General features: G+C 60.1%; 26 protein-coding genes, 2 tRNA genes and 2 pseudogenes. 13 read left to right on the top strand and 17 right to left on the bottom strand.

The genetic code is table 11. The features are described 5' to 3' along the window. The first annotated feature begins 2 nt into the window (after positions 1–2). A complete protein-coding gene (locus tag QN085_RS16480) occupies positions 3–824 on the top strand; it encodes a class I SAM-dependent methyltransferase (RefSeq protein WP_013973212.1) in 822 nt (273 codons plus the stop codon). On the opposite strand, the gene QN085_RS16475 is transcribed toward QN085_RS16480, so the two are convergent. The 4 genes from QN085_RS16475 to QN085_RS16460 all read right to left on the bottom strand — a co-directional run bounded on the left by QN085_RS16475 (position 825) and on the right by QN085_RS16460 (position 3,986). Further along, the gene (locus QN085_RS16475; protein WP_015270905.1) at positions 825–1,592 is read right to left on the bottom strand and encodes an SDR family oxidoreductase; all 768 of its coding nucleotides are present in this window, start codon (positions 1,590–1,592) and stop codon (positions 825–827) included. It abuts the gene before it with no gap. 36 nt (positions 1,593–1,628) lie between these two features. Then, on the bottom strand, positions 1,629–2,696 hold the full coding sequence (locus QN085_RS16470; protein WP_023662816.1) for a phosphotransferase family protein: 1,068 nt from the start codon (positions 2,694–2,696) through the stop codon (positions 1,629–1,631). Positions 2,697–2,901: 205 nt separating this feature from the next. Beyond that, positions 2,902–3,219 carry an SCP2 sterol-binding domain-containing protein gene (locus tag QN085_RS16465; RefSeq protein ID WP_003257405.1) on the bottom strand — a complete coding sequence of 106 codons (318 nt, stop codon included), beginning with the start codon at positions 3,217–3,219 and terminating at the stop codon, positions 2,902–2,904. 56 nt (positions 3,220–3,275) lie between these two features. Further along, entirely contained in the window at positions 3,276–3,986 is a 711-nt protein-coding gene (locus QN085_RS16460; RefSeq protein ID WP_013973208.1) for a histidine phosphatase family protein, read from the bottom strand. A gap of 197 nt (positions 3,987–4,183) precedes the next feature. Here QN085_RS16460 and sohB point away from each other — a divergent pair, with 197 nt between their 5' ends. Together sohB and QN085_RS16450 are read left to right on the top strand one after the other, a co-directional pair. After that, positions 4,184–5,203, top strand: coding sequence for a protease SohB (sohB, locus tag QN085_RS16455; protein ID WP_023662815.1), 1,020 nt, complete (start codon positions 4,184–4,186; stop codon positions 5,201–5,203). 154 nt (positions 5,204–5,357) lie between these two features. Beyond that, positions 5,358–5,431: transfer RNA gene (locus QN085_RS16450), tRNA-Cys, on the top strand. Positions 5,432–5,529: 98 nt separating this feature from the next. On the opposite strand, the gene QN085_RS16445 is transcribed toward QN085_RS16450, so the two are convergent. From QN085_RS16445 to QN085_RS16430, 4 genes are all read right to left on the bottom strand, one after another. Next, positions 5,530–6,582 (bottom strand): tyrosine-type recombinase/integrase, encoded by a 1,053-nt coding sequence (locus QN085_RS16445; protein ID WP_013973206.1) that lies wholly within the window; start codon positions 6,580–6,582, stop codon positions 5,530–5,532. Between the two features lies 1 nt (position 6,583). Then, the gene (locus tag QN085_RS16440) at positions 6,584–6,829 is read right to left on the bottom strand and encodes a DUF4224 domain-containing protein (protein ID WP_003251051.1); all 246 of its coding nucleotides are present in this window, start codon (positions 6,827–6,829) and stop codon (positions 6,584–6,586) included. A gap of 39 nt (positions 6,830–6,868) precedes the next feature. Next, positions 6,869–7,249: a hypothetical protein gene (locus QN085_RS16435; protein WP_023662813.1), complete on the bottom strand. Its 381-nt coding sequence runs from the start codon at positions 7,247–7,249 to the stop codon at positions 6,869–6,871. Positions 7,250–7,794: 545 nt separating this feature from the next. Beyond that, positions 7,795–8,124, bottom strand: a complete 330-nt coding sequence (locus QN085_RS16430) for a hypothetical protein (RefSeq protein ID WP_023662811.1) — start codon at positions 8,122–8,124, stop codon at positions 7,795–7,797. A gap of 123 nt (positions 8,125–8,247) precedes the next feature. Here QN085_RS16430 and QN085_RS16425 point away from each other — a divergent pair, with 123 nt between their 5' ends. Further along, a complete protein-coding gene (locus tag QN085_RS16425; protein WP_023662810.1) occupies positions 8,248–8,475 on the top strand; it encodes a hypothetical protein in 228 nt (75 codons plus the stop codon). Positions 8,476–8,573: 98 nt separating this feature from the next. Here QN085_RS16425 and QN085_RS16420 read toward each other — a convergent pair. Then, a pseudogene (locus QN085_RS16420) lies at positions 8,574–8,981 on the bottom strand (RNA-directed DNA polymerase); the annotation flags it as partial. Between QN085_RS16420 and QN085_RS16415 the strand changes: the two are divergent. Next, positions 8,979–9,272 (top strand): annotated as a pseudogene (locus QN085_RS16415) (DUF2514 family protein); the annotation flags it as partial. The pseudogenes QN085_RS16420 and QN085_RS16415 overlap by 3 nt on opposite strands. 134 nt (positions 9,273–9,406) lie before the next feature. Continuing rightward, complete coding sequence (locus QN085_RS16410) at positions 9,407–9,856, top strand: carboxymuconolactone decarboxylase family protein (RefSeq protein ID WP_013973203.1); 450 nt, start codon at positions 9,407–9,409, stop codon at positions 9,854–9,856. A gap of 153 nt (positions 9,857–10,009) precedes the next feature. Here QN085_RS16410 and QN085_RS16405 read toward each other — a convergent pair whose 3' ends face one another. Together QN085_RS16405 and QN085_RS16400 are read right to left on the bottom strand one after the other, a co-directional pair. Further along, positions 10,010–10,714: an SDR family oxidoreductase gene (locus tag QN085_RS16405; RefSeq protein ID WP_013973202.1), complete on the bottom strand. Its 705-nt coding sequence runs from the start codon at positions 10,712–10,714 to the stop codon at positions 10,010–10,012. Positions 10,715–10,812: 98 nt separating this feature from the next. Continuing rightward, the gene (locus QN085_RS16400) at positions 10,813–11,706 is read right to left on the bottom strand and encodes a LysR substrate-binding domain-containing protein (RefSeq protein ID WP_023662809.1); all 894 of its coding nucleotides are present in this window, start codon (positions 11,704–11,706) and stop codon (positions 10,813–10,815) included. Between the two features lie 217 nt (positions 11,707–11,923). Here QN085_RS16400 and QN085_RS16395 point away from each other — a divergent pair, with 217 nt between their 5' ends. After that, a complete protein-coding gene (locus tag QN085_RS16395) occupies positions 11,924–13,138 on the top strand; it encodes an aldose 1-epimerase family protein (RefSeq protein WP_023662808.1) in 1,215 nt (404 codons plus the stop codon). A gap of 265 nt (positions 13,139–13,403) precedes the next feature. Beyond that, positions 13,404–14,600, top strand: a complete 1,197-nt coding sequence (locus QN085_RS16390) for an IS256 family transposase (RefSeq protein ID WP_060501916.1) — start codon at positions 13,404–13,406, stop codon at positions 14,598–14,600. Between the two features lie 241 nt (positions 14,601–14,841). On the opposite strand, the gene QN085_RS16385 is transcribed toward QN085_RS16390, so the two are convergent. Beyond that, positions 14,842–15,078, bottom strand: a complete 237-nt coding sequence (locus tag QN085_RS16385) for a hypothetical protein (protein WP_013973199.1) — start codon at positions 15,076–15,078, stop codon at positions 14,842–14,844. A gap of 165 nt (positions 15,079–15,243) precedes the next feature. Beyond that, positions 15,244–16,254: an alcohol dehydrogenase AdhP gene (gene adhP / locus QN085_RS16380; RefSeq protein WP_013973198.1), complete on the bottom strand. Its 1,011-nt coding sequence runs from the start codon at positions 16,252–16,254 to the stop codon at positions 15,244–15,246. 459 nt (positions 16,255–16,713) lie between these two features. On the opposite strand from adhP, the gene QN085_RS16375 reads away from it, so the two are divergent. Then, positions 16,714–16,911 carry a hypothetical protein gene (locus QN085_RS16375; protein ID WP_013973197.1) on the top strand — a complete coding sequence of 66 codons (198 nt, stop codon included), beginning with the start codon at positions 16,714–16,716 and terminating at the stop codon, positions 16,909–16,911. A 1-nt stretch (position 16,912) separates the two neighbouring features. On the opposite strand, the gene QN085_RS16370 is transcribed toward QN085_RS16375, so the two are convergent. Together QN085_RS16370 and QN085_RS16365 are read right to left on the bottom strand one after the other, a co-directional pair. Beyond that, positions 16,913–17,326, bottom strand: a complete 414-nt coding sequence (locus tag QN085_RS16370; protein ID WP_015270882.1) for a DoxX family protein — start codon at positions 17,324–17,326, stop codon at positions 16,913–16,915. Between the two features lie 105 nt (positions 17,327–17,431). Continuing rightward, a tRNA-Leu gene (locus tag QN085_RS16365) sits at positions 17,432–17,516 on the bottom strand. 202 nt (positions 17,517–17,718) lie between these two features. On the opposite strand from QN085_RS16365, the gene QN085_RS16360 reads away from it, so the two are divergent. From QN085_RS16360 to QN085_RS16345, 4 genes are read left to right on the top strand one after another with little or no spacing between them, the layout of a single operon-like run. Further along, entirely contained in the window at positions 17,719–17,994 is a 276-nt protein-coding gene (locus tag QN085_RS16360; RefSeq protein ID WP_031325629.1) for a hypothetical protein, read from the top strand. 42 nt (positions 17,995–18,036) lie between these two features. Beyond that, complete coding sequence (locus QN085_RS16355; protein ID WP_031325628.1) at positions 18,037–19,197, top strand: two-component system sensor histidine kinase NtrB; 1,161 nt, start codon at positions 18,037–18,039, stop codon at positions 19,195–19,197. Between the two features lie 6 nt (positions 19,198–19,203). Beyond that, positions 19,204–20,649 carry an ATPase domain-containing protein gene (locus QN085_RS16350; RefSeq protein WP_013973193.1) on the top strand — a complete coding sequence of 482 codons (1,446 nt, stop codon included), beginning with the start codon at positions 19,204–19,206 and terminating at the stop codon, positions 20,647–20,649. A gap of 11 nt (positions 20,650–20,660) precedes the next feature. Then, positions 20,661–21,014 carry a response regulator gene (locus tag QN085_RS16345; protein ID WP_013973192.1) on the top strand — a complete coding sequence of 118 codons (354 nt, stop codon included), beginning with the start codon at positions 20,661–20,663 and terminating at the stop codon, positions 21,012–21,014. Positions 21,015–21,059: 45 nt separating this feature from the next. On the opposite strand, the gene csrA is transcribed toward QN085_RS16345, so the two are convergent. Together csrA and QN085_RS16335 are read right to left on the bottom strand one after the other, a co-directional pair. Continuing rightward, positions 21,060–21,257 carry a carbon storage regulator CsrA gene (gene csrA / locus QN085_RS16340; RefSeq protein WP_004375914.1) on the bottom strand — a complete coding sequence of 66 codons (198 nt, stop codon included), beginning with the start codon at positions 21,255–21,257 and terminating at the stop codon, positions 21,060–21,062. 253 nt (positions 21,258–21,510) lie between these two features. Then, the gene (locus QN085_RS16335) at positions 21,511–22,533 is read right to left on the bottom strand and encodes a DNA topoisomerase IB (protein ID WP_013973191.1); all 1,023 of its coding nucleotides are present in this window, start codon (positions 22,531–22,533) and stop codon (positions 21,511–21,513) included. Positions 22,534–22,571 lie beyond the last annotated feature (38 nt).

Here is a 22,571-nt window from a genome sequence, read left to right as displayed (position 1 = left end):
CCATGGACCGCTCACTGCAACTCAACCGCGCCAGCTGGGATGAACGTGCCCCGCTGCACGCTGCTTCCAACGACTACGAAGTCGAACGGCTCGTCCAGCATCCCGAACACCTTTCCGAAACCGTACGCTTCGACCTGCCATTGCTTGGCAATATCGACGGGCTCAACGCCGTGCACCTGCAGTGCCACATCGGTACCGATACCCTCTCGCTGGCGCGCCTTGGTGCCAAGGTCTGTGGCCTGGACTATTCCGTGGCTTCGCTGGCCGAAGCGCGTGCGTTGGCCCAGCGCTGTGCGGCACCCATCGCGTATGTCGAGTCTGACGTCTACGCCGCCGACAAGGTGTTGCCGGCCGGCACGTTCGACCTGGTCTACACCGGCATCGGCGCGCTCTGCTGGCTGCCTCGCATCGAGCCGTGGGCGCGTACTGTCGCGGCCCTGCTGAAGCCGGGTGGGCGGTTGTTCCTGCGCGACGGGCACCCGATGCTGATGGCAGTCAACGAAGACCACCAGGACCGCCTGCAACTCGAATACCCGTACTTCGAACACGAAGAGCCGACGGTGTGGCACAACGACCAAACCTACGTCGAAACCGAGCAGCGCCTTTCCCACACCGAAACCCACGAGTGGAACCACGGCTTGGGCGAGGTGATCAGCGCCTTGCTGGCCCACGGCCTGCAACTGACCGCCCTGGTCGAGCACCAGAGCATCCCCTGGGAGGCGCTGCCGGGGCAGATGGTCAAGGGCGACGACGGTGAATATCGCCTGCGCGAGCAGCCCGCACGCCTGCCCCTGAGCTACACCCTGGTTGCAGTAAAAGCCTGATCAGGACAGGTAGCCACCGTCGACATTGAGTGCGGTACCGGTGGTGTAGCTGGAGGCATCGCTGGCCAGGTACAACACTGCGCCGGCCATTTCCTTGGGGTCGGCCACGCGCTTGAGCGGGATCTGCTGCAGCGCGGCATTGAGGATGGCGTCGTTCTTCACCAGTGCCGAGGCGAACTTGGTGTCGGTCAGGCCCGGTAGCAGGGCGTTGCAGCGGATCCCGAACTGCGCGCACTCCTTGGCGAAGACCTTGGTCATGTTGATGACTGCCGCCTTGGTCACCGAATAGATGCCCTGGAACAGGCCGGGTGAAACCCCGTTGATAGACGCCACGTTGATGATGCTGCCGCCACCATGCTCGCGCATCAGCTTGCCGGCCTCGACCGACATGAAGAAGTAGCCACGGATGTTCACGTCCACGGTCTTCTGGAAAGCCCCTGGGTCGGTATCCAGTACGTTGCAGAACTGCGGGTTGGTAGCGGCGTTGTTGACCAGGATGTCCAGCCGCCCGAATTGTTCGCGGATGCCGGCAAACACCTGCTGGATCTGCTCCAGTTCACCGATGTGACAGGCCACCGCCGTTGCCTTGCCGCCGGCGGCGATGATGGCGTCAGCCACCTGCTGGCAACCGTCGAGCTTGCGGCTGGACACGATTACATGGGCACCTTGCTGGGCCAACAGGTGGGCGATGGCCTCGCCGATGCCACGGCTGGCGCCGGAAACGAAGGCAATCTTGCCGTCGAGGTCGAACAGGTGGGTCTTGGACATGCTGTTTTCCTTGTTATCCGTCGTCTAGGTCGGGGCTCAGAGGCTGGACTTGGCGATGACCTGCAAGGTCATCTGCTCCAGCAAGCGGTTCATGTGGATGAACTGGGCGAAGCGCTTGTCCTGGGTCTGGCCGTGGTAATAGCGGTAGTAAATCTGCTGGACGATGCCGGCCAGGCGGAACAGGCCATAGCAATAGTAGTAATCGAAGTTGTCCAGGCGGATGCCGGCGCGCTCGGCGTAGTAATCGACGAACTGGCGGCGGGTGAGCATGCCCGGCGCGTTGCTCGGCTGGCGACGCATCAGCTGCACTGGGGCCGGGTCGTCGGCCTCGATCCAGTAGGCCAGGCTGTTGCCCAGGTCCATCAGCGGGTCGCCCAGGGTGGCCATTTCCCAGTCCAGCACACCGATGATGCGCATGGGGTTGTCGGCATCGAGGATCACGTTGTCGAAACGGTAGTCGTTGTGCACGATGCCGGGCCGCGGGTGGTCGGCGGGCATTTTCTCGTGCAGCCAGGCAGTCACCTGTTCCCAGCGAGGGGCGTCGGGCGTCAGGGCCTTTTCATAGCGGCTGGTCCAGCCCTCGATCTGGCGCTGTACATAGCCCTCCGGTTTGCCCAGGTCGGCCAGGCCGCAGGCGTTGTAGTCCACCTGGTGCAGTTCCACCAGGCGGTCGATGAAGCTCTTGCACAGGGCCTCGGTGCGGTTGGCGTCGAGGCCCAGCTCGGCCGGGATGTCCGAGCGCAGGATAACGCCCTTGACCCGCTCCATCACATAGAACTCTCCGCCGATCAGGCTGCTGTCGGTGCAGTGCACATAGGCCTTGGGGCAGTAAGGGAAGCCGCTGTTCAGCTGGTTGAGAATGCGAAACTCGCGGCCCATGTCGTGGGCCGACTTGGCCTTCTGCCCGAACGGTGGACGGCGCAGCACGAAGTCGCGGCCCGGGTAGCTGACCAGGTAGGTAAGGTTGGAGGCGCCGCCAGGGAACTGGCTGATGCTCGGCAGGCCATCCAGGCCGCGGATGTTGGCTTTGAGGTAAGGGTCGATGACAGCCGCGTCGAGTTCTTCGCCGGGGCGTACCTGGGTGGACTGGTCGGTGAGCGTCATGCGTTTTCCTTATTCTCGATCGCAAGGACTATTGGTTAATCTAATGGTCTGCCTGCGATGGAACAAGCGTGCCAGATGCCATATAGGTGAGGGTGTTGCTGTCTGATCAACTGCCTTGATGAAGCGACAGGGCCCGAACAGGCGGGCAAAAAAAAACCGAAGCCGGTCAGGCTTCGGTTTTTCGATCATCCGCTATTTCCAGCCCTCAGGACGGGAACAGCTCGCTGAGCTTCATCGACAGCATCATGTCGCCTTCAACGCGCAGCTTGCCGCCCATGAATGCCTGCATGCCGTCGGTTTCGCCGCTGACGATACCCTTCAGGGTTTCGCTATCCATCACCAGGGTGCAGTTGGCATCCGGGTTTTCGCCTTCCTGCAGGTCGCAGGTGCCGTCCTTGACGATCAGCGCGTAGTGCTTGTCTTCGTCGGTGATGTTGAAGCCGAACACCAGGTCCAGGCCGGCGGCAGCGGATGGGTTGAACTTCTCTTGCATCTTTTTAACGGCATCAGCTACGGAGGTCATGGCGCATTCCTTATAGAGTGATTTACACGTCCCCGCAGGGACACAACAAGCCGGGCTCATCGATAGGTGACAAGCTCCGGCGCCCTCAACAGCTGCACATGGGCCTGGCTGTTGAAGGAAGCCAGTGCCACGTCGCGGCCGCGGAACTTCAGCTGGCTGAGCGACGTGTTGATGATCTGCCAGTTCAGCGCGAACGCCTGTCCGGGGGTAATACGGGTGACCAGGTGAAGCAGGGCGGCAATGGTACCGCCCGAGGTGAAGATGGCGATATTGTCGCCGCTACCGGCGGCATCCAGTACGCGCTGCAGGCCGCCTTGCACGCGGGCGGTGAACGCCTGCCAGGTCTCCAGGCCATCGTCGGCATGTTCGCCATCGTGCCAGCGCTGCACCATCAGTGCGAACAGGCGCTGGAACTCGCTGCGGTGCTGCGCGCCATTGCGCAGGATGTGCAGGGCGTCGGGCTCCTGCGGCAGCAGCCCGGGCAACAAGGCGCGGATCACACCATCGGCATCGAACTCATTGAATGCTGTATCGGTCTCAACAGCCGGCACCGGGCAGCCATTGGCGTGCAATGCATCCAGGGCTAGGCGCGCGGTATCCTGCTGGCGGCGCAGGTCGCCTGCCACGCAGCGGTCCAGCCTTACACCGAGCTGGGCCAGGTGCTCACCCAGGGCCTGGCTCTGGCGCACACCCACGGGCGAGAGGACATCGTAGTCATCGGCGCCGAAGGAGGCTTGGCCATGTCGGATCAGGTAGAGGTTGCCCACGAAAGGTTCCGGCCTGTTGGAGGTTGCTGCGAGGTTAGGATGCGGCACACGGGCTGTCAACGAAAAAACATACAAGCGTTTGAAAAGGTTGTTTGAAAGATGTTGCCAGCGTTTGCCACGGCTGGCAGCACCTCAGGCGCAACGGTATGCTTGCTACAGTTACGCGCCGTAGTGGCGCAAGTCTTGAAGGAGTCAACGTGGAGTTTCTTGCTGAATACGCAAGCTTTCTCGCCAAAACCGCCACCCTGGTCATCGCCATCCTGATAGTGCTGTCGGCCATCGCCGGGCTGCGCGGCAAGGGGCGGCGCAAATCGGGTGGGCAATTGCAGGTCACCCGCCTGAACGAGTTCTACAAGGACCTGCGCGAGCGCCTGGAATCCGGCCTGCTCGACAAGGCCCAGCTCAAGGCCTTGCGCAAGCAGCAGGCCAAGGCGGAAAAGCGGCAGAAGAAGGGCAAGGCCGAGGAAAAGGGCCGGGTCTTCGTGCTGGATTTCGATGGCGACATCAAAGCTTCTGCCACCGAAAGCCTGCGCAACGAAATCACCGCGCTGCTCACCCTCGCCACCCCGCGCGACGAGGTGGTGCTACGCCTTGAAAGCGGTGGTGGCCTGGTGCACAGCTATGGCCTGGCCGCATCGCAGCTGGCGCGCATTCGCCAGGCCGGCATCCCGTTGACCGTGTGCATCGACAAGGTAGCCGCCAGTGGCGGGTACATGATGGCCTGCATTGGCGAGAAGATCGTCAGCGCACCGTTCGCCGTATTGGGTTCCATTGGCGTGGTGGCGCAGCTGCCCAACGTCAACCGCCTGCTGAAGAAGCACGACATCGATTTCGAAGTGCTGACCGCCGGTGAATACAAGCGCACCCTGACCGTGTTCGGCGAGAACACCGAGAAAGGCCGGGAGAAGTTCCAGGAAGATCTGGACATCACCCACCAGCTGTTCAAGGACTTCGTTGCCCGCTATCGCCCGCAGCTGCACATCGACGAAGTGGCCACCGGCGAAGTCTGGCTGGGCGTCGCGGCACTCAACCGCAAACTGGTGGACGAGTTGCAGACCAGCGACGAGTACCTCAGCGAACGCGCGCGCAACGCCAACCTGTTCCACCTGCACTACGCCGAACGCAAGAGCCTGCAGGAGCGAATCGGCATGGCTGCCAGTGGCACCGTGGAGAACACAGTGGTGGGCTTGTGGAGTAAACTCGGCCGCCTGCGCTAACACCTTGAACCCGTTGAAATTTTTTTTCGTTCAGGGGGTTGCAAGGTTAAAGGAATGAAGACATAATGGCGCCCATCGAAACGCAGCAAACTTTGAAAAAGGTTCAGCGTTTCAAGGAGATAGCGAAGCGCAAGCTGCTAAATCCGACCTTTGAGGCCGAGTAGCAAAGTGGTTATGCTCCGGATTGCAAATCCGTCTACGCCGGTTCGATTCCGACCTCGGCCTCCACCATTCGAAAGCCCCGCAGATTAACGTCTGCGGGGTTTTTCTTTATGGGTTTGAAAAGGCCAAGAGTTCCGAAACTTTTAGGGTGGAGTTCCGAAACTTCAACCTTTCGAAGGCTTCGCGATGGCGCCGACGCGACGATAGACCCGCTCGGTAATTCCCTCTTTCGAGTGGCCCAGCAGCAAGCTTGCATCAGTCAGATCGTTGATTTCGGATGCGGCTTTGGGTCGGATGTCCCTGAACTGGAACTGAGCAATTCGGTTTGCAAGTTCGGGCTGCTTATTGCTTATTGCCTTCACCCGCGCTGTCTCCCTGGCGTCCTGCCAGCGGTTACGTAACATCTCCCACGACAATCGCTTGCCGTTGCTGTTCAGGATGAAGAACGGCGAAAGGTGCTCACTATTTCGGCGCATGATGCGCTCCAGCAGAGTACCCAGGCTGTTGTTCACGCCATTCGTCTGCAGCATGATCCGAAGACGCTTCCCTGTCTTGCCCTGGCTCACCAGCAGATAAATCCCCTCAATATCGTCCCTTCGCATTGAAAGCACATCTGCTGGCCGCTGGCCTGTGAGATATGCCAAGTCCATAGCGTCTTTCAATTCTTCCGACGCTTCCTCATACACGGCCTTCCACACAGCTTCGTTGGCGTAATAGTCGCGAGGTTTCTCTTTGTTCTTGCGTACACCCAGGCAAGGGTTATCCCTGGTGGTGAGCCCCCATTCCCTTGCCGTGTTGAAAACATGGGAGAGCAGGGCGATTTCCCTGTTTGCCCTGGTCTTTGCCGACCGCGAATCGCGGTACTGGGCAATCATGGCCGGCGTGATCGCATCGATGGGCGCTGAGTCGAATACGGCGCGCAACTGCTTGAGCTCGTAGATGTTGTCCTTCTGGGTCCTGGCGGCCTTGCCCGGGATGATCTTGCGCTCGTACTCGTCGAAGATTCCCTTCATCGTCTTCAGCTCGGCGGGAGTGGCCTTGGCTTCAAAGTCGGCCCACTTCAGCTTGGCCTGCACCAGGTCGGTACCGAGTGGGATTTCCTTGCCGGTTTGGTCGCGATAGTAGTAGCCGACCCATGTGTTGCCATTTTTCCTGGTGCGCTTTCGCCGGTACATGCCCGGCGGCAGGTCGCGGTTCTCGGTACTTCTGGGTCGCATGTCACTTTACTCGGGAGAAATCAGGGGTCCAGGCCGGTGCTGGGGGCGGGGCTGCAGCGACAGGCACGGTGTCGATCACCACGCCGCTCAGCTTCTGTCGGGCGTACTGGCGGCCAACCAGTGGCCGGCCGCCGCGGCTCTCGACAAAGTGCCAGCCTTTTTCTGTGAGCCAACGGCGCTGCCACGCCCGGGGTTTGTAGCCGGTGATCGCCACCAGCTCTTCGTCCGAAAGGATCTCGGTTTCCATGGGATGGTCTCCACGCCGCCGGTGGCGGCAGGTTGGTGGTCAGGCCTTGGCCGGGAACCACTCGTTGTCATATTCGAACTGGCTGACCAGCTCGACAGAGATGTGGGGGATCTCGCGTTCAAAGCGCAGCGTGCCGTAGTGACGCTCGGCGAAAGCCTTTGCCTCCTCGACAAAGCTCTCCTTGAATATCCGCACCAGATGGTCGGCCGCCTTCTCAAAGTCCTCCTCGCGGTAGTTCTCCTCGACCAGGGCGCCGCGGCAGATGCGCCACACGCAGCGTTTCGGCTGGGCTTCAGCTGCCTGGATCTTCAGGGCCATCTGGTCGCGGGCGTACCGCAACTGGTCAAGGGTAAGGGTTTCCACCCACTGGTCAGTTCCGATCCGCATGGTGTGGCCGTGCTCGCACTTTATTTCGGGCATGGGGTGATCCTCGCCCGCGCATGTCGGCGGGCTTGAGTAGTGGGTGGGTGATTAGGGTTCGGTGATTGGCGCGGGGATGGCTTGGGCCTTCCACTCTGGATCGATCTTCCAGGCGATGCAGGGCGGCTCGGTTTTGCTCTTGTAGCCGGCTAGCCAGTAGAAGCCGCTGTGTTTGGATGTCCCGCAAATGCTGCAGGTGTGCCAGCTACCCATGCCGCGCGCCGAGAATGGCTGGTACCGGTGGTTGTTCACCGTGGGCCTCGGTAGATCAGGTAGGCCATGTACATCAGGGGCAGGATCATGGCTGCACCTCCTTCGGCGCGTCCCAGGCAGCCATCTTGCTGTCCACATCCTTCTCGCAGAGCCAGTGATGTTCGCGTAACCACAGGTACCGGTCGGCGTTCTTGCGCAGCGCCTCGTTCTCAGCCAGCAGCGATTCGACGCCTGTAGCCAGGGCTCGTGCTGTACGTCGATGACGTTCTCTTGGGGCTGTGGTGCTGCGCTGGCGCCGGTGGCCAGCAGCAGGAGGCAGAGGGCGAGGCGGGTCATGCCGCCACCTTGTGGCGGATCCACACGCAAACAGGGCCGTCTTCGGTGTCGTGGATCGAGAAGGTGAACCAGCCATCACCGACCGGCTTGCTTGGCTGCCAGGGCGTGCAGTCATAGTCGCCGCCGGCGTCGAGCCATTCCGCATTCAGTTCTTCCGGGCCGTCGTTTTCCATCTCGATCACGCAGTACTCCAGGCCTTGGTCACCGAACCAGCTGAACGGAAGTGCGCATTCGTCGCCGTCGTCTGGCCAAGCCGGGTGGGTCCAGAAGCCGTATTCATCGCGCTCCACCTGTAGCGGCTGGATCAGTTGCTTTTCTTCAGGCATGACATACTCCTGCCGATTTATCGGAATTATTTGAAAGTGATGGGATTTAACTGGGGAACCGGCAGTCCACCGTATGAGCCGTTGAAGCTGATAGCTCTGTCATCCATCCGTGAGGTGAGCTATATGCCCAACGCAAAGGAAAGCCATTACCAGGCTTATCTGCTTCTCAGAGAGCTCGATGCTCAAATTGCTGCCACGATGAACCAGATCGCCTATGGGCGAATGAATGGGATCGAATGGGAAAAGACCTGCAAAGCCCACCGAATCGCCTTCGATGAGTGGATCAAATTCGCCGATATACGGGCCGCTGAAGGAAAAGATTCAGTTTCAGAAAGCCATAACGACGACTGACTGGCCGATGGCTATCGACAATTCTCCTCGCCGCGATATCGCGGCAGTGAATAGAGGGGAGAGGGGTTGCAGCGGAGTGGAGTACAAATGTGCTCCTGTCATCGCTTACGGTACGTCTGGGTCAATGCGCTGTTGACCACATGCCCGCGCCGCAGCACAAGATTGGCCAGTGCTGCACGATCCTTCAGGCTATGGCTGGCCTGACCAAGCAGGCCGAAGTAGCTGTTGGCCGTCTCGAGCAGGTTCTCTGCTGGCACTGCAGCCGTTCGCTTCATGGCCTGCGCCACTGACTTCTTGCGAGTGGTGCGCCGCCATGGATTGATCACATGGCCGACGAAGTCCACGCCACGGTCAATTGGCTGCAGGATGGTCTTCGAGGGGTTTAACCTGACGCCCAGGCTGGGCAGGAAGTCCTCGATCTGTCGGAGCCAGTCATTCAGCTGCTGCGGCGACTCATGCAGCAGCACGAAGTCGTCGACATAGCGAATGTAGTGCTTGGCCTTGAGCATGCACGCAAGAAACTGGAAGAGGTCACCAGCCGCGCTACTGCTGCTGAGTCTGCTGCTGGCGGGCTGTACGATGAGATCGCCCGACTGCGCGCCGGCCGCCGAGCCACCTGCGATACCATCGCTGCCCAGCAGCGCCAGGCAGGAACCTCTGCCGTCGTGGTGCTCGGGGGATTGCTTGAAGAGTCTGACCGAATGGCGGGCAGCTGCGCAGCAGCGCTTGAGAGAAGCCGAATAGCCGGCCTGGCTTGTGAGGCGGTGATCGACGGTTTTGGAAAGTTCTCTCCATAGCAAGGAAGCAGGGAGGCAGAAAAGCGCCCTAGCCACCTATTGGAACCCAGAAATTACAGCGGATTGGACCCATGAGCCGAGCCGCGTACGCAATAAAATGCGTCTGTGTTTACGAAAGCGCTTATGGAGTATGTATGACTCGTATGAATTGGTTTGAAAAGTCTCCCGGTGCAGCAAAAGCGCTGACCGGTTTACACCACTATGTAACCACCGGAACGAATCTACCTCCGGAGTTGATACATCTGGTCTTCCTTCGGGTATCACAGATCAATGGTTGCGCGTTCTGCATCGATCTTCACTCTCGTGACTTGATCAAAGGCCGCATGCCAGTTGACAAGGTGCTGCTAGTCGCGGTTTGGCATGAGGCGGAACACTTATTCTCTGATCTAGAGCGCGCTGCATTGAAGTGGGCAGAAGAGGTGACCAATGTGGGAGAAACCCATGTTTCGGACGAGGCCTACGCTGCCGCCTCCGCGGTCTTCAACGAGCGAGACTTGGTGGATTTGACTGCCACGATTGCTGCAATGAACGCTTTCAACAGGATGGGGGTTACGTTCAGACTCAAGCCTGCCGCGAAGGGGTAGCTGTCAACCGCCTAACCCTGCGAAGGAAGTCGCCAAGGTGGAGCTCGGTTTTCCGCCTTATCGGGGTGTGAAGTCAGGGTCAATTGTAGCCGCATCGCCTCGATCCACTGAATAGCGGGCACTGGGGCGAAGCAGTGCTGCGGCCACGGACGATCAAATGCTGCGTGTTACGCCGCCATCGACCCTGATGTTCTGCCCAGTGATGTAGGCCGCGCCTTCGCTAGCAAGGAACGCAATGGTCGCAGCGATTTCTTCGCTGGTGCCGTAGCGCTTGAGCGGCACGCTGTCGCGGCGTTGCTCGGTGCTCGGCAAGCTGTCGATCCAGCCAGGGAGGACGTTGTTGATGCGCACGTTATCGCCGGCGAAATTGTCGGCGAAGATCTTGGTGAACGCGGCAAGGCCCGAGCGGAATACCGCAGAAGTCGGAAACAGTTCGCTGGGTTCGAACGCCCAGGCAGTGGAGATGTTGATGATCACTCCGCTCTTCTGACGCTGCATGTAAGGCGTCACCAGCCGAGTCGGGCGAATGACATTGAGCAGGTAAGTATCCATGCCCTTGTGCCAATCCTCGTCGCTGATTTCCAGGATTGGCGCGCGTGGACCATGGCCGGCGCTATTGACCAGCACATCGATACGGCCCCACTTCTCCACGACAGCGTCGACCAGGCGTTGCAGGTCTTCAACCGACTGGTTGCTACCGGTTACACCAATACCGCCGAGTTCGGCAGCCAACGCCTCGCCCTTGCCCGAAGAGGAGAGAATCCCAACCTTGAAGCCTTCGGCGGCCAGGCGTCGTGCTGCCGCAGCGCCCATGCCGCTGCCACCTGCCGTGATAATCGCAACTTTTTCTACTGGCATGCTGCCTCCAATCTCTCAATGCTGATTTTTCAGGTGCATTCACCTTAGCAGCAGCCCCATTGGTGAGGGAGACAGCTAAACTTCACTATTACGATAGATTAACTATCGGCAGCTTGTTGCTTGAGCCAGCGTTGGACCACGCTCAACGAGTCCGGCTGTTTCATCTTGCGTGGCCAGACCAGATAAAACGACTTGTCGATCCTGAGTTGCTGGGGAAAAACCTGCATCAGCCGGCCTGCGGCAATGTCATCACCGACGAACGCAGGGCTGGCCAGGGCAATGCCCTGGCCGCTGATTGCCGCTTCAATGGCTAATGAGGTCTGATTGAAACGCAGGTTTCTGGCCGTGGGCTGCATGTGTTGTGGGAACAGCTCTGCAAGGAACTGAGGCCAGAAATTATGGGCGTCGTGCAACATGACGAAATCCTGCAATTGCGCAAAGCTTGCAGGTATTTCGCTGCCTTCGAACAGCTTTGGGCTGGCCACCGCAACGATTAGCTGCTCCATCAGCAGTTCGCTATTCAAGCCCGCTCCGAACTCGGGCTTGCCATAACGGACAGCGATATCAACACCATCGGTGCTGAAGTGCGACAGCCGATCGGTTGCCAGCACACGCAAATCGATGTCTGGATGACTCTGCGCAAAATTGCCGAGCCTGGGAATCAGCCATTTTGAGGCGAAGGTAGGTGTAACGCTGACTGTCAGGTGAGAAGTCTGTGGCCGAAGCAGGCGTGTTGCCTCGTCGATTATGGCCAGCGCACTTCGAATGCTCCCGCTATAGCCCAGGCCTGCATCAGTCAACGCCAAACCGCGGGGTAGGCGTTCAAACAAACGCAGATCCAGGCTCGCTTCCAGCCCGCGTATCTGCTGGGCAACTGCCGCCTGGGTCACACCCAGTTCCTCGGCAGCCACACGGAAGTTCAAGCGGCGAGCCACCACTTCAAAAACACGCAACGCGTTCAGTGAGGGCAAATCAGGGAAACCGTCTGGCATGGCAATGAAAATTCTATCGAGTTGTGCAGTTTTTCTGTTTCTCTGATGCCTTCACAAGGTTGATAACCTGATCGGGCTCGAAAGATTCACTGTGCCGAGGCTACTCTCCGAAAATAGCTAAAGAAACCCGTGCCAATCGAAAGCATCGCTTGGCTAGCTTGCTGAAACGTTTCTTCGAGTCTATAAAAGGGAACAACTCCAAGAAAGGCAACCTGCCATGCCCCTCCTCAAACTCTTCGTTGCGCTTGGCGCCCTGACTGCGGCTTCCAACACCCTGGCCTGGGATTACGTTCTGCTCGACACCGACAAAGCCGCCCAGAACTGGCAGATCACCAGCCAGCAACTTGGCGTAAAAACCGACAAGCCCTTCAGCGTTACCTTGCGCACCTTGCACGGCGGTCGGCAAGAGGGTGTCAGCATCGTCGACATCGATAACGGTACGATGAAACTTTCGGTCGTGCCGACCCGTGGAATGAACGTCTTGCAGGCGTCGGTCGGCAATGTGCGCATGGGCTGGGATTCGCCGGTCAAGGAAGTGGTCAACCCGTCCTTCATCGACCTCAACGGGCGCAATGGCCTGGGCTGGCTGGAAGGTTTCAATGAACTGGTCACCCGCTGCGGTTACGAATGGGTCGGCCACCCTGGCGTCGACAACGGCGAACTGCTGACCCTGCACGGTCGGGCTGCCAACACTCCTGCGAACCAAGTCACCCTGCACATTGATGAGAAGCCCCCTTACGCCATTACCTTGCGTGGTGTACTGAAAGAGCAGGCATTCAAGAAAGTCGACTTCTCCGTCGTGACCGAACTGGTCACCGAACCCGGCAGCGTGAAGTTCGCCCTCAACGACACCTTGACCAACAACGGTGACTATCCGAAGGAATACCAGGCGCTTTATCACAGTAACTTCAGCACCCCGTTTCTGGAGCAGGGCGCTCGTTTTGCCGCGCCAGTGAAGCAAGTGTCGCCATTCAACGACAAGGCAAGGGCAGATCTGCCCGACTGGCAAACCTACCGAGCGCCGACCAAGGACTATGACGAAACGGTTTACAACGTGGTGCCGTATGCCGATGACCAGGGCAATACATTGACCGTGTTGCATGACAAGGCTGGCAATCTGGGCGTTTCGGTCGGCTTCAATACTCGGACATTGCCTGTATTTTCCCTGTGGAAAAATACCGATACACAAGGCCAGGGTTATGTGACCGGGCTCGAGCCGGGGACGAGTTTTTCCTACAACCGCCGTTACCAGCGGCCACTGAACCTAGTGCCGACAATCGGGCCGAAGGAACACAGGCAGTTCCACATCAGCTACAGCTTGTTGGCGGACAAGGTGGCAGTGGACAAGGCCTTGAAACAGGTTGGCGAGATACAAGGTGGGCGCGAAACCGAGGTGCGGCAGACGCCATTGGTTGATCTGACCAAGGGGTAACGCCGACCAGGGCATGCCGGCCCTGTCGACTAGTCAGATCTATCAAGTTGTTGGTTTCATACCTTTGCTGAAAGGCTGCTTTCGACCCACGGCGGACACTGATCCAAAGCTCTGTAGTCAGTACCGGTCTCATCGCCGGCAGATCGTGTCCCGGGAAGTGGTGTAACTGAACCAACCGAAGGCGCCCTGGGGCGAAAGAGGATGGCCATCGTGGTTCTTGGCTAACGTTGAGTTTGCGGACTTAACCTTCACCAGAGAAACCACGATGACCAAGCCCACTATCGCATTGACCGAGTTGGTTGAGAAAGGGGCAGACGCTGATCTGCTCAAGCAAATGATCCAGTTCGTAGCCCAGCGCATGATGGAGTTCGATGTCGAAGGCCTGTGTGGCGCCGGCTTCGATGTCAAAAGCCCAGACCGGACAAACAGCCGCAATGGCTACCGTGATCGCCTCTGGCAAACCCGCGCCGGTGACGTTGACCTGAAGATCCCAAAGCTGCGCCAAGGCAGCTACTTTCCAGGCTTCCTTGAGCCTCGACGTACTGCCGAGAAGGCGATGGCAGCGGTGATCCAGGAAGCCTACATTCAAGGCGTTTCAACGCGTTCGGTGGACGAACTGGTCAAGGCCATGGGCATGACCGGTATCTCCAAAAGCCAAGTGTCACGGCTGGCTGGTGAGATCGATGAGCGCGTTCACGCCTTCCTTGATCGCCCGCTTGAAGGCGACTGGCCCTATCTCTGGATCGATGCAACCTACGTCAAGGTGCGGGAGGCCGGGCGTATCGTCTCGGTCGCCGTCATAATCGCCGTCGCCGTTAACACCGACGGTGGCCGTGAAGTTCTGGGCATGCGGGTTGGCCCATCAGAAGCCGAGCCCTTTTGGACGGACTTCCTGCGAAGCCTGATGCGGCGTGGCCTGCGTGGCGTGAAACTGGTCATCTCCGACGCCCACGAAGGCCTGAAGGCGGCTGTTTCCAAAGTCTTCAATGCAACCTGGCAGCGCTGTCGTGTGCACTTCATGCGTAACGCCATGGCCCATGTCGGTAAGGGCCAACGCACCATGGTGGCGGCGCTTCTGCGCACGGTTTTCGCCCAAGATAGCCGCACCGAATGTCATCAACAGTGGCGCCTGGTCGCCGATCAGCTGCGTGAAAAATACCCCAAGATCGCAACGCTCATGGACGGCTGCGAGGACGAAGTGCTGGCACACATGGCATTTCCCAAAGCGCACCGACAGCAGCTGCACAGCACCAATCCACTGGAACGGCTCAACGCCGAAATCAAGCGCCGCACCGATGTCGTGGGCATATTCCCCAACGATCCGGCGATTACACGGCTGGTAGGCGCGATGCTGCTGGAGCAGAACGACGAGTGGTGCCTGCAACGACGCTACATGCAGTTGGAGGCCTTCGAGGCAGTCAGCGATAATCCACAGGCCAAGCTGTCGGCCGTGATCAACTAAACGGCAAACTCAGTGGCCAGAGCCATGATGAGTTACACCACTTCCTGGGACACGATCCGCCGGCAAGCCGGCTCCCACAGGAATATCACCAGCCTTCAGGCATGCGCTGTACCTGTGGGAGCCGCGCTTGCCGGCGATGGGCCGCGAAGCGGCCCTGGTTACAGATTTCCGCTATGGGTCGATAGCTGTCTGTCGCCTACGGCCCTAGGATCCATCGCCCGCCGCTCCGCCCATTCAAACGCTAGCCTTCAGGCGGGGATATCCCACAAACGAATTCATCCGATCCCAGGCGGTGCGAGCCGAACTCCACAACATAGCCTGCCCCGCGGCGCACCGCCTCGGCCCTGGCGGTCCTCTGGTCGGCAAACACATCGACGAAATGCCAGGGATGCCGGTCTCTCAGTACGCCCCATCCAAGTACCCAGCCGTCGTTGTCCGGGTCGGGTGGCAGGTTTTTCGCCAAGCTGCGGATGCCCATACGTTCACTCCGATGTGCTAGCCAGTCTTCTGCTTGCGAACCGACTACAAACCACGACTTGGATAAAATCGTGTATCAAGCATAGCGCTTACCTGAAACCAGGACCTAAGGCGCGCCCATTTCAGGGTAGTGTGCGCTGCACCAATAGCCAGCGCACATGGGTCATCACCCCTCGAACTGAATCACCATCCGCCCTTTGATCTTGCCCTCCAGCATCTCATCGAAGATCTGGTTGATATCCTCGATCGGTCGCAGAGTCACCTTCGGCACCACTTTCCCTTCCGCCGCAAACTGGAAAGCTTCCTGCAGGTCCTGGCGGGTACCGACCAGCGAGCCGATCACTTCGATACCGTCCAGCACCAGGCGAGGGATGTTCAGGTTCATGGCTTCCGACGGCAGGCCGACCGCAACCAGGCGGCCACCCGCACGCAGGGCGTCAACGGCCGAGTTGAAGGCAGCCTTGGCAACGGCGGTAACCACGGCGGCATGGGCGCCACCGGTCTTGGCCTGGATGACCTTGGCGGCATCCTCGGTGCGTGAGTTTATGACCAGGTCAGCGCCCATCTCGCTGGCGAAGCGCAGTTGCTCTTCGTTGACGTCGATGGCGATCACTTTGGCGTTGAAGACGTTCTTGGCATATTGCAGGGCAAGGTTGCCCAGGCCGCCGAGGCCGTAGATGGCGATCCATTGGCCGGGGCGGATGTTGGAGATCTTCACCGCCTTGTAGGTGGTGACGCCGGCGCAGGTAATACTGCTGGCGGCAGCGGAGTCGAGCCCGTCGGGCACTTTGACCGAGTAGTCGGCCTTGACGATGCAGGCTTCGGCCATGCCGCCGTCCACGGTGTAGCCGGAGTTCTTCACTTCGCGGCACAGGGTTTCGTTGCCGCTGTTGCAATACTCGCAATGCCCGCAGCCCTGGTAGAACCAGGCCACGCTGGCGCGGTCGCCCGGTTTGAGCGAGGTGACGCCTGGCCCTACTGCCTGGACCACGCCGATGCCTTCGTGACCTAGCACCACACCGGTCTTGTCACCGAAGTCGCCATTTTTCACATGCAGGTCGGTGTGGCACACACCGCAGCATTGCATCTTCAGCAGCGCTTCACCGTGCTCGAGGGGGCGCAGGGTTTTCTCCACCACTTCCACGCGACGGCCTGGTGCAACAACAGCAGCTTTCATACGAGCCTCCGTATCCTGTTCCGAATGGGCTTGCTTATCGCCGGCTAAGCATAGCCCTGGGTCGATACGGTAAAACTGCCTCAGGTCATGGTCAGAGGCACTGTGCATGCCACAAAAAGAAAAGCCCGCGGCAACGATGCGGCGGGCTGTAAGAACATAGGGAGCAGGGTTAGTGTGCCCAGCGGGATGTCAGCATTTTGTGAAGCTCAGGTGATGGACTTGTCATGCATGGCTCAGCTCGAGTGTGGTCAGCATGGGCCGGGTTCCATGTGATTTAACTGCACTGGACGGAGGGGGAGTGGCAGCAATAAAAAAGCCCGCCGGGTATGGCGGGCAAGCAACGTTTGAAGGGAGAGCCTGCAGCTTGGGTCTGGCCGGTTAACCCAGCATTAAGCGGTAATGCATTGACCTGTGCAGCCGATCCGCCTATACAGGCCTGCCACCAGCCCAGGAGTCAGCATGCGCGACGAAGATGACCTGCACGAACCCGAACATGATCACCTGCTTGATCACGAATTCCTCTACGACGACACTGAAGCAGAAGCCGATGCCCGAGGCGTCGAGGATGACATCGAGGAGGACGAAGAAACGCTGGATGACCTTGATGAAGAAGAGCGTGATCACCCAGCCTGGTTCGACGACCGCGAAGACGACTGACTCAGCGCCCGTCCACCGAAAAACGCCCGGGGCCGCTTACCGCCAGTAACAACATGCCGCCCATGATGCTGAGGTTTTTCAGGAACTGGGTCATGTTGGCGCTGCGCTCAGGGTCGACCATGTTCCAGAACGGGTGGCCCAGCAGCGCCGTGCCCAGCACGAACAACGCAAACAGGAAGGCCAGAGGCCGGGTGTAGAAACCGAGGATCAGCAGTATGCCGACGGCGAATTCCATGAGCACGGCTACTGCCGCTGCCAACATGGGGGCAGGAGCGCCCAGTGAAGTCATGTAGCCGACCGTGCCTTCGAACCCGGTCAGCTTGCCCCAGCCAGACAAGACGAACAGGATCATCAGCAGCACACGGGCAATCAGGATAATGATGTCGCGTTGACCATCGAACAGGGAGTAGCGCATGGCGGCGTTCCAGTGGACGGGTTCAAGCTCCACTCTAGCAGCTGCGCAACACCTTGCAGGCGGGCAGCAAAAAGGCGCCGCGAGGGCGCCTTTTGCGAAGAAATTTGGTGCGAGTGGCGGGACTCGAACCCGCAAGGCTCACGCCGACAGATTTTAAGTCTGCTGTGTATACCAATTCCACCACACTCGCACGCTTGAAGGGGCCGTAACGACCAGCTCGCTTCTAAGCAGAAGGGCTTCGCAATCAAGCGCGCTTTATAACCCATTGTTATAGTTGAGTCAACCACAGCGCCTATGATCAACAGAATGAAGGGTCGATCGAATGGGCAATTGACACCTTGCTGTCATTACGCCACTGTTGCCCTTTTATTGGATCCAAAGAGTGTGCGGTGATGACTCTGTCCGATACTTCCGAGCGTATCGTGCACCCACGGCTGTTGTGGCGACTTTTGTTCGTGCTGGTCGTAGTGCTGGCGGCATTTCTCTACCTGAGCCTGATCAGCCTGGGTGGTTATCTGTTGATGCTGGGGTTCGATGCCGAACACGCTCAACCGCAGCGGCTAATGGCCCTGGCCGGTGGCGGGCTTATCCTGCTGGTCGGCTTGTGGCTGCTGAAAGTGGCGATGCCTCGGCGCATCAGCCCTGTGCTGGTTGAGCCTGGGCGTTGAACCTCGCAATGTTTTCCCTCCTGCTGTGCCGGTGGAGTTCGCATGGTCTCAGCTGACTGTCTCGATCACCCTGTCATGCCTGCCCACCGCTATGAACAGCTGGTTCAGTCGGTGGTGGATTACGCCATTTACATGCTTGATCCTTCCGGCCATGTGGTGTCGTGGAACGCAGGCGCGCAACGTATCAAGGGGTACCGTGCCGATGAAGTGATCGGCCAGCATTTCTCGTTGTTCTTCACTCCGCAGGATTGCACCGAGGGCCGCCCGGAGCGCTTGCTGCGCCAGGCGCTGGAGCAGGGCGTGGCGCAGGATGAGGGCTGGCGCGTACGCAAGGATGGCACGCAGTTCTGGGCGCTGGCCGCCCTGGATGTGATTCGCGATGACCAGGGCCAGATTGTCGGCCTGGCCAAGGTGACCCGGGACATCACCGACCGCCGCGAGTCGGCGCTGCAACTGGACGCGGTGCGCGCCCAGCTGTTCCAGGCACAGAAGCTGGAGGCCCTGGGCCAGTTGACCGGTGGCCTGGCGCATGACTTCAACAACATGTTGACCATCATCATCAGTTCGGCGCGCCTGGCGCTGGCCACCCAGGACCCGGCACGCGCCCAGCGCATGCTGCAGCATATTCTCGATGCCGGGCAGCGGGGCACCGAACTGACCCAGCAGCTGCTCAGCTTTGCCCGCCATCGCAAGCTTGATGTGACTTGCGTCGCCCCGGCGAACCTTGTTGCTGCGACCCGTGGTCTTCTGGAGCATGCGCTGCCTGGTTCGATCGACCTGAAGGTGCTGTTGCAACCGGATCTGCCCCTGATCGAGGTGGATGCCGGGCAATTGCAGATGGTGCTGCTCAACCTGTTGTTCAATGCCCGCGATGCCATCACGGGGCAGGGCCGGATCGGCTTGACCGTCGATGTGGTCGAACTGACCGGCGAGGTGGAGGGCCTGCACGGCGGGTTTGTGCGTTTCGAGGTCGAAGACAGCGGCGAGGGCATCGCGCCAGCGGTACTGCCGCGGATCTTCGAACCATTTTTCACTACCAAGCCCTTTGGCAAGGGGACTGGCCTGGGCCTCAGCCAGGTGTATGGTTTTGCCAGGCAGAGCGGTGGTGCCATTTGCGTCGACAGTGAGCCCGGCCGGGGAACTTGCATGCAGCTTTACTTGCCAATCTATCAGGGCCAGACGGACAGCCAACTCGACAGGTAGAACACCATGGCACAGGCACTCAGGCGGCTGGTGACGGGGATCGATGGGCTCGATGCGTTGCTCCAGGGTGGCCTGGTGGCTGGCGCGTCCTACATCATTCAGGGCCCGCCGGGGGCTGGCAAGACCATCCTCGCCAATCAGCTGGCCTGCGGGCATGTGCGCGGTGGTGGCCGGGTGCTGGTGGCCACGTTGCTCAGCGAGTCGCACGAGCGGCTGTTCCAGTACCTGGCGACCCTGGAGTTCTTCGACCCGGCGCTGGTCGGTGATCCGATCCAGTTCGTCAGTGCCTTCGATACCCTGGAGCAGGAAGGCCTGGACGCCGTGGTACGGCTGCTGCGTCAGGAAATCGCCCGCCAGCAGGCCAGCCTGCTGATCGTCGATGGCGTGCTAAATGCCCGGGTGCGTGCGGAAACCGCGCTGGATACCAAGAAATTCGTCTCTGAACTACAGGGCCATGCGGCCTTTGCGGGCTGCACCGTGCTGCTGCTGACCAGCGCCCGGCTGGAAGAGGGTAGCCCGGAGCACACGATGGTCGACGGGGTGATCGAACTGGGCGAGCAACTGTTTGGCAGCCGCGCCGTGCGTCATATCCAGCTGCGCAAGACGCGGGGCAGTGCGGCGTTGTCGGGGCGCCATGAATGCCTCATCGATGAAACCGGCATGCATGTGTACCCGCGCCTGGAGTCACTGTTCAGCCACCCCAGCCAGGCGGGCAGCGCCACCTTGGAGCGCATCGGTAGCGGGGTGGCGACCCTGGATGAAATGCTCGGTGGCGGCCTGGCCACGGGCTCGGTCAGCCTGCTGATCGGGCCCTCGGGTATTGGCAAGACGTCATTGGGCCTGGCATTTCTCGGTGCCAGCAGCCTGCAGGCGCCGGGGCTGCATTTCGGCTTTTACGAAACGCCGGAGCGCCTGCGTATCAAGGCCGCTTCGCTGGGTTACGATTTTGCAGCCATGGAGCAGGCTGGCATCCTGCAGCTTTGCTGGCAACCGACTACCGAGGGCCTGCTGGACCAGGTCGGTGCGCGCCTGCTCGAGCGGGTCGAAGCGCAAGGCAGCAAGCGCGTGCTGATCGACAGCCTGGGGGCGTTCAGCCGCCTGGCCATCGACCCGGCGCGGCTCAATGCGTTTTTCCGCGCCTTGGTCGGCGAACTGCGCGCGCGCGATGTCAGCGTGATGCTGACCTGGGAAATGCGCGACATTTTCGGCGCGGAAATCAGCGCCCCAGCCCCGGACCTGTCGAGCATCGTCGACAACCTGATGCTGATGCGCTTCGTCGAGCTGGATTCGCAGCTGCGGCGCATGCTGTCGATCCTCAAGGTCCGTGACAGCCACCATGACCCTGCCTTGCACGAGCTGCTGATCGGGCCGCAAGGCATTACCCTGCGCAAGGCGTTCGAAGGCGCCTGCGGTGTGCTTTCGGGAACGCCGGTGCCGCAGGGGAGCGGGTGACGGGGCGGGCGATGAACACCATCCTGATCGTCGATGACGAGTACCTGATTGCCGACATTCTCGGTTTTGCCCTGGAGGACGAAGGTTTTCTGGTGGAAAAGGCGAGCAACGGCTGCAAGGCGCTGGAGGCACTGAAAGAAAAGCGCGTTCAGCTCGTTATCACCGACTACATGATGCCACTGCTCAACGGTGAGGAGCTTGTGCGCTCGATGCGTGAAGACCCGGCCTTGAGCGAGTTGCCGGTCATCCTCATGAGTGGCGCGCAGGCCAATCAGGGATGCCCGGAACTGTTCGCCGCGGTGTTCGACAAACCGTTCGACATGGACTGTATGATCGCCAAGGTGCACGAACTGCTAGGCACCTGAAGCGCGGGGCGATCAGGCGCGTCCGTGCGGCTTGAGGCAGGTCGCTCAGTGCGAGTCGTCGTGCTTTTCCGGGGCCGGGCTGCCGGCCTGGATACGCTTGAAAATCTCTTCTCGATGGACCTGGACGTCTTTCGGTGCATCGATACCGATCCTCACCTGCATCCCTTTGACGCCCAGAATGGTGACTTTGATGTCATCATTGATGACGATGCTTTCGCCAACCTTGCGGGTGAGTATCAGCATGTAGTTCTCCTTGGTGATGTAAAAGTCCGTCGGGCTAGTTGCCACGGCGGCGGGAGCTTGTCCCTCTTCCTTCTCATTAAAGACGCTTTCGGCGGATAGTAATTCCCCGACAGACAAATTCTGTTGCGTGTCTTCAGTCGCAGGTGCCGAAGCAAACCGCCAGCGGTTTGTCGGCCAAGGTGCTCGGTGGCAAGAATAGGGGGCTTGGCGGCCAATGGGAAATTTCTTCGCATCATGGTCTGAATAGACCGGGTTAATGGTCATCCTGTTCCTCGAGTGCCTGAAGAAATAACAGCAAGGCTACTTCTTCACGGTCCAGGCCTTTGCGCACACGGTTCTTCGGCAAGTTGGCCAGGCGCCCCAGGGCATAGTGTTCAAGTACAGCCGGGTGAATGTAGCAGCGCCTGCACACTGCCGGTGTATTGCCCAGGCGTGATGCTACCTGGCGGACGATGGCGGCGACCTGGCGCTTGGCTTCGCTCTCGGGCTCCCAGGCCAAGGGCCTCAGCAGGTCCAGGGCGAGGCTGCTACCGGCCCAGGTGCGGTAGTCCTTGGCGGTGAAGTCGGCACCGGTCAGCTGCTGCAGAAACTGGTTGACCTCGCTGGAGCCGACGCTATGGCGCTGGCCGTCGTCGTCCAGGTACTGGAACAACGCTTGGCCGGGCAGCTCCATGCAGCGCTTGAGCAAGTTGGCCAGGCGCCGATCGTTGAGGCTGACGTTGTGCTCGACGCCGCGCTTGCCGCGGAACTGGAAGCGGATGCTGCTGCCCTTCACCTCGACATGGCGGTTGCGCAGGGTGGTCAGTCCATAGGACTGGTTGTCACGCAGGTAGCGCTGGTTGCCGATGCGGATCAGGGTGTGGTCCAGCAGGCTGATCACCAGCGCCATCACCTTTTCCCGGTCCAGGCCTGGCCGGGCAAGGTGGTCGTGCAGCTGTGCGCGCAATTTCGGCAGGGCCTGGGCAAACGCCAGCATGCGCCCGTACTTGTGCTGGTCGCGTATTTCGCGCCACTGCGCGTGGTAGCGGTATTGCTTGCGGCCACGGGCATCGCGACCTGTGGCTTGCAGGTGGCCTTGCGGGTCGGCGCAGATCCACACCTCGGTATAGGCCGGGGGGATTGCCAGTGCAGCGATGCGGGCAAGGGTATCGCTGTCGCGCACTCGTTGGCCGTCGGCATCCAGGTAGATGAAGCGCCCTCTCCAGCGCCTCCGGGTAAGGCCCGGCTGGCTGTCGTCGACGTAGTGCAGGGTGCGCGGCAGGGGGCAGTCAAGCATGGTTGGCAGGCCTCGATCAGGTCACTGATCAATGGACA

The sequence above is a fragment of the Pseudomonas sp. M2(2023) genome (assembly GCF_030263955.1).
In the GTDB taxonomy this organism is placed as follows: Bacteria; Pseudomonadota; Gammaproteobacteria; order Pseudomonadales; family Pseudomonadaceae; genus Aquipseudomonas; species Aquipseudomonas asiatica.
Note: the sequence above shows the minus strand (reverse complement) of the source record. Positions and strands in the feature narration are given on the sequence as shown.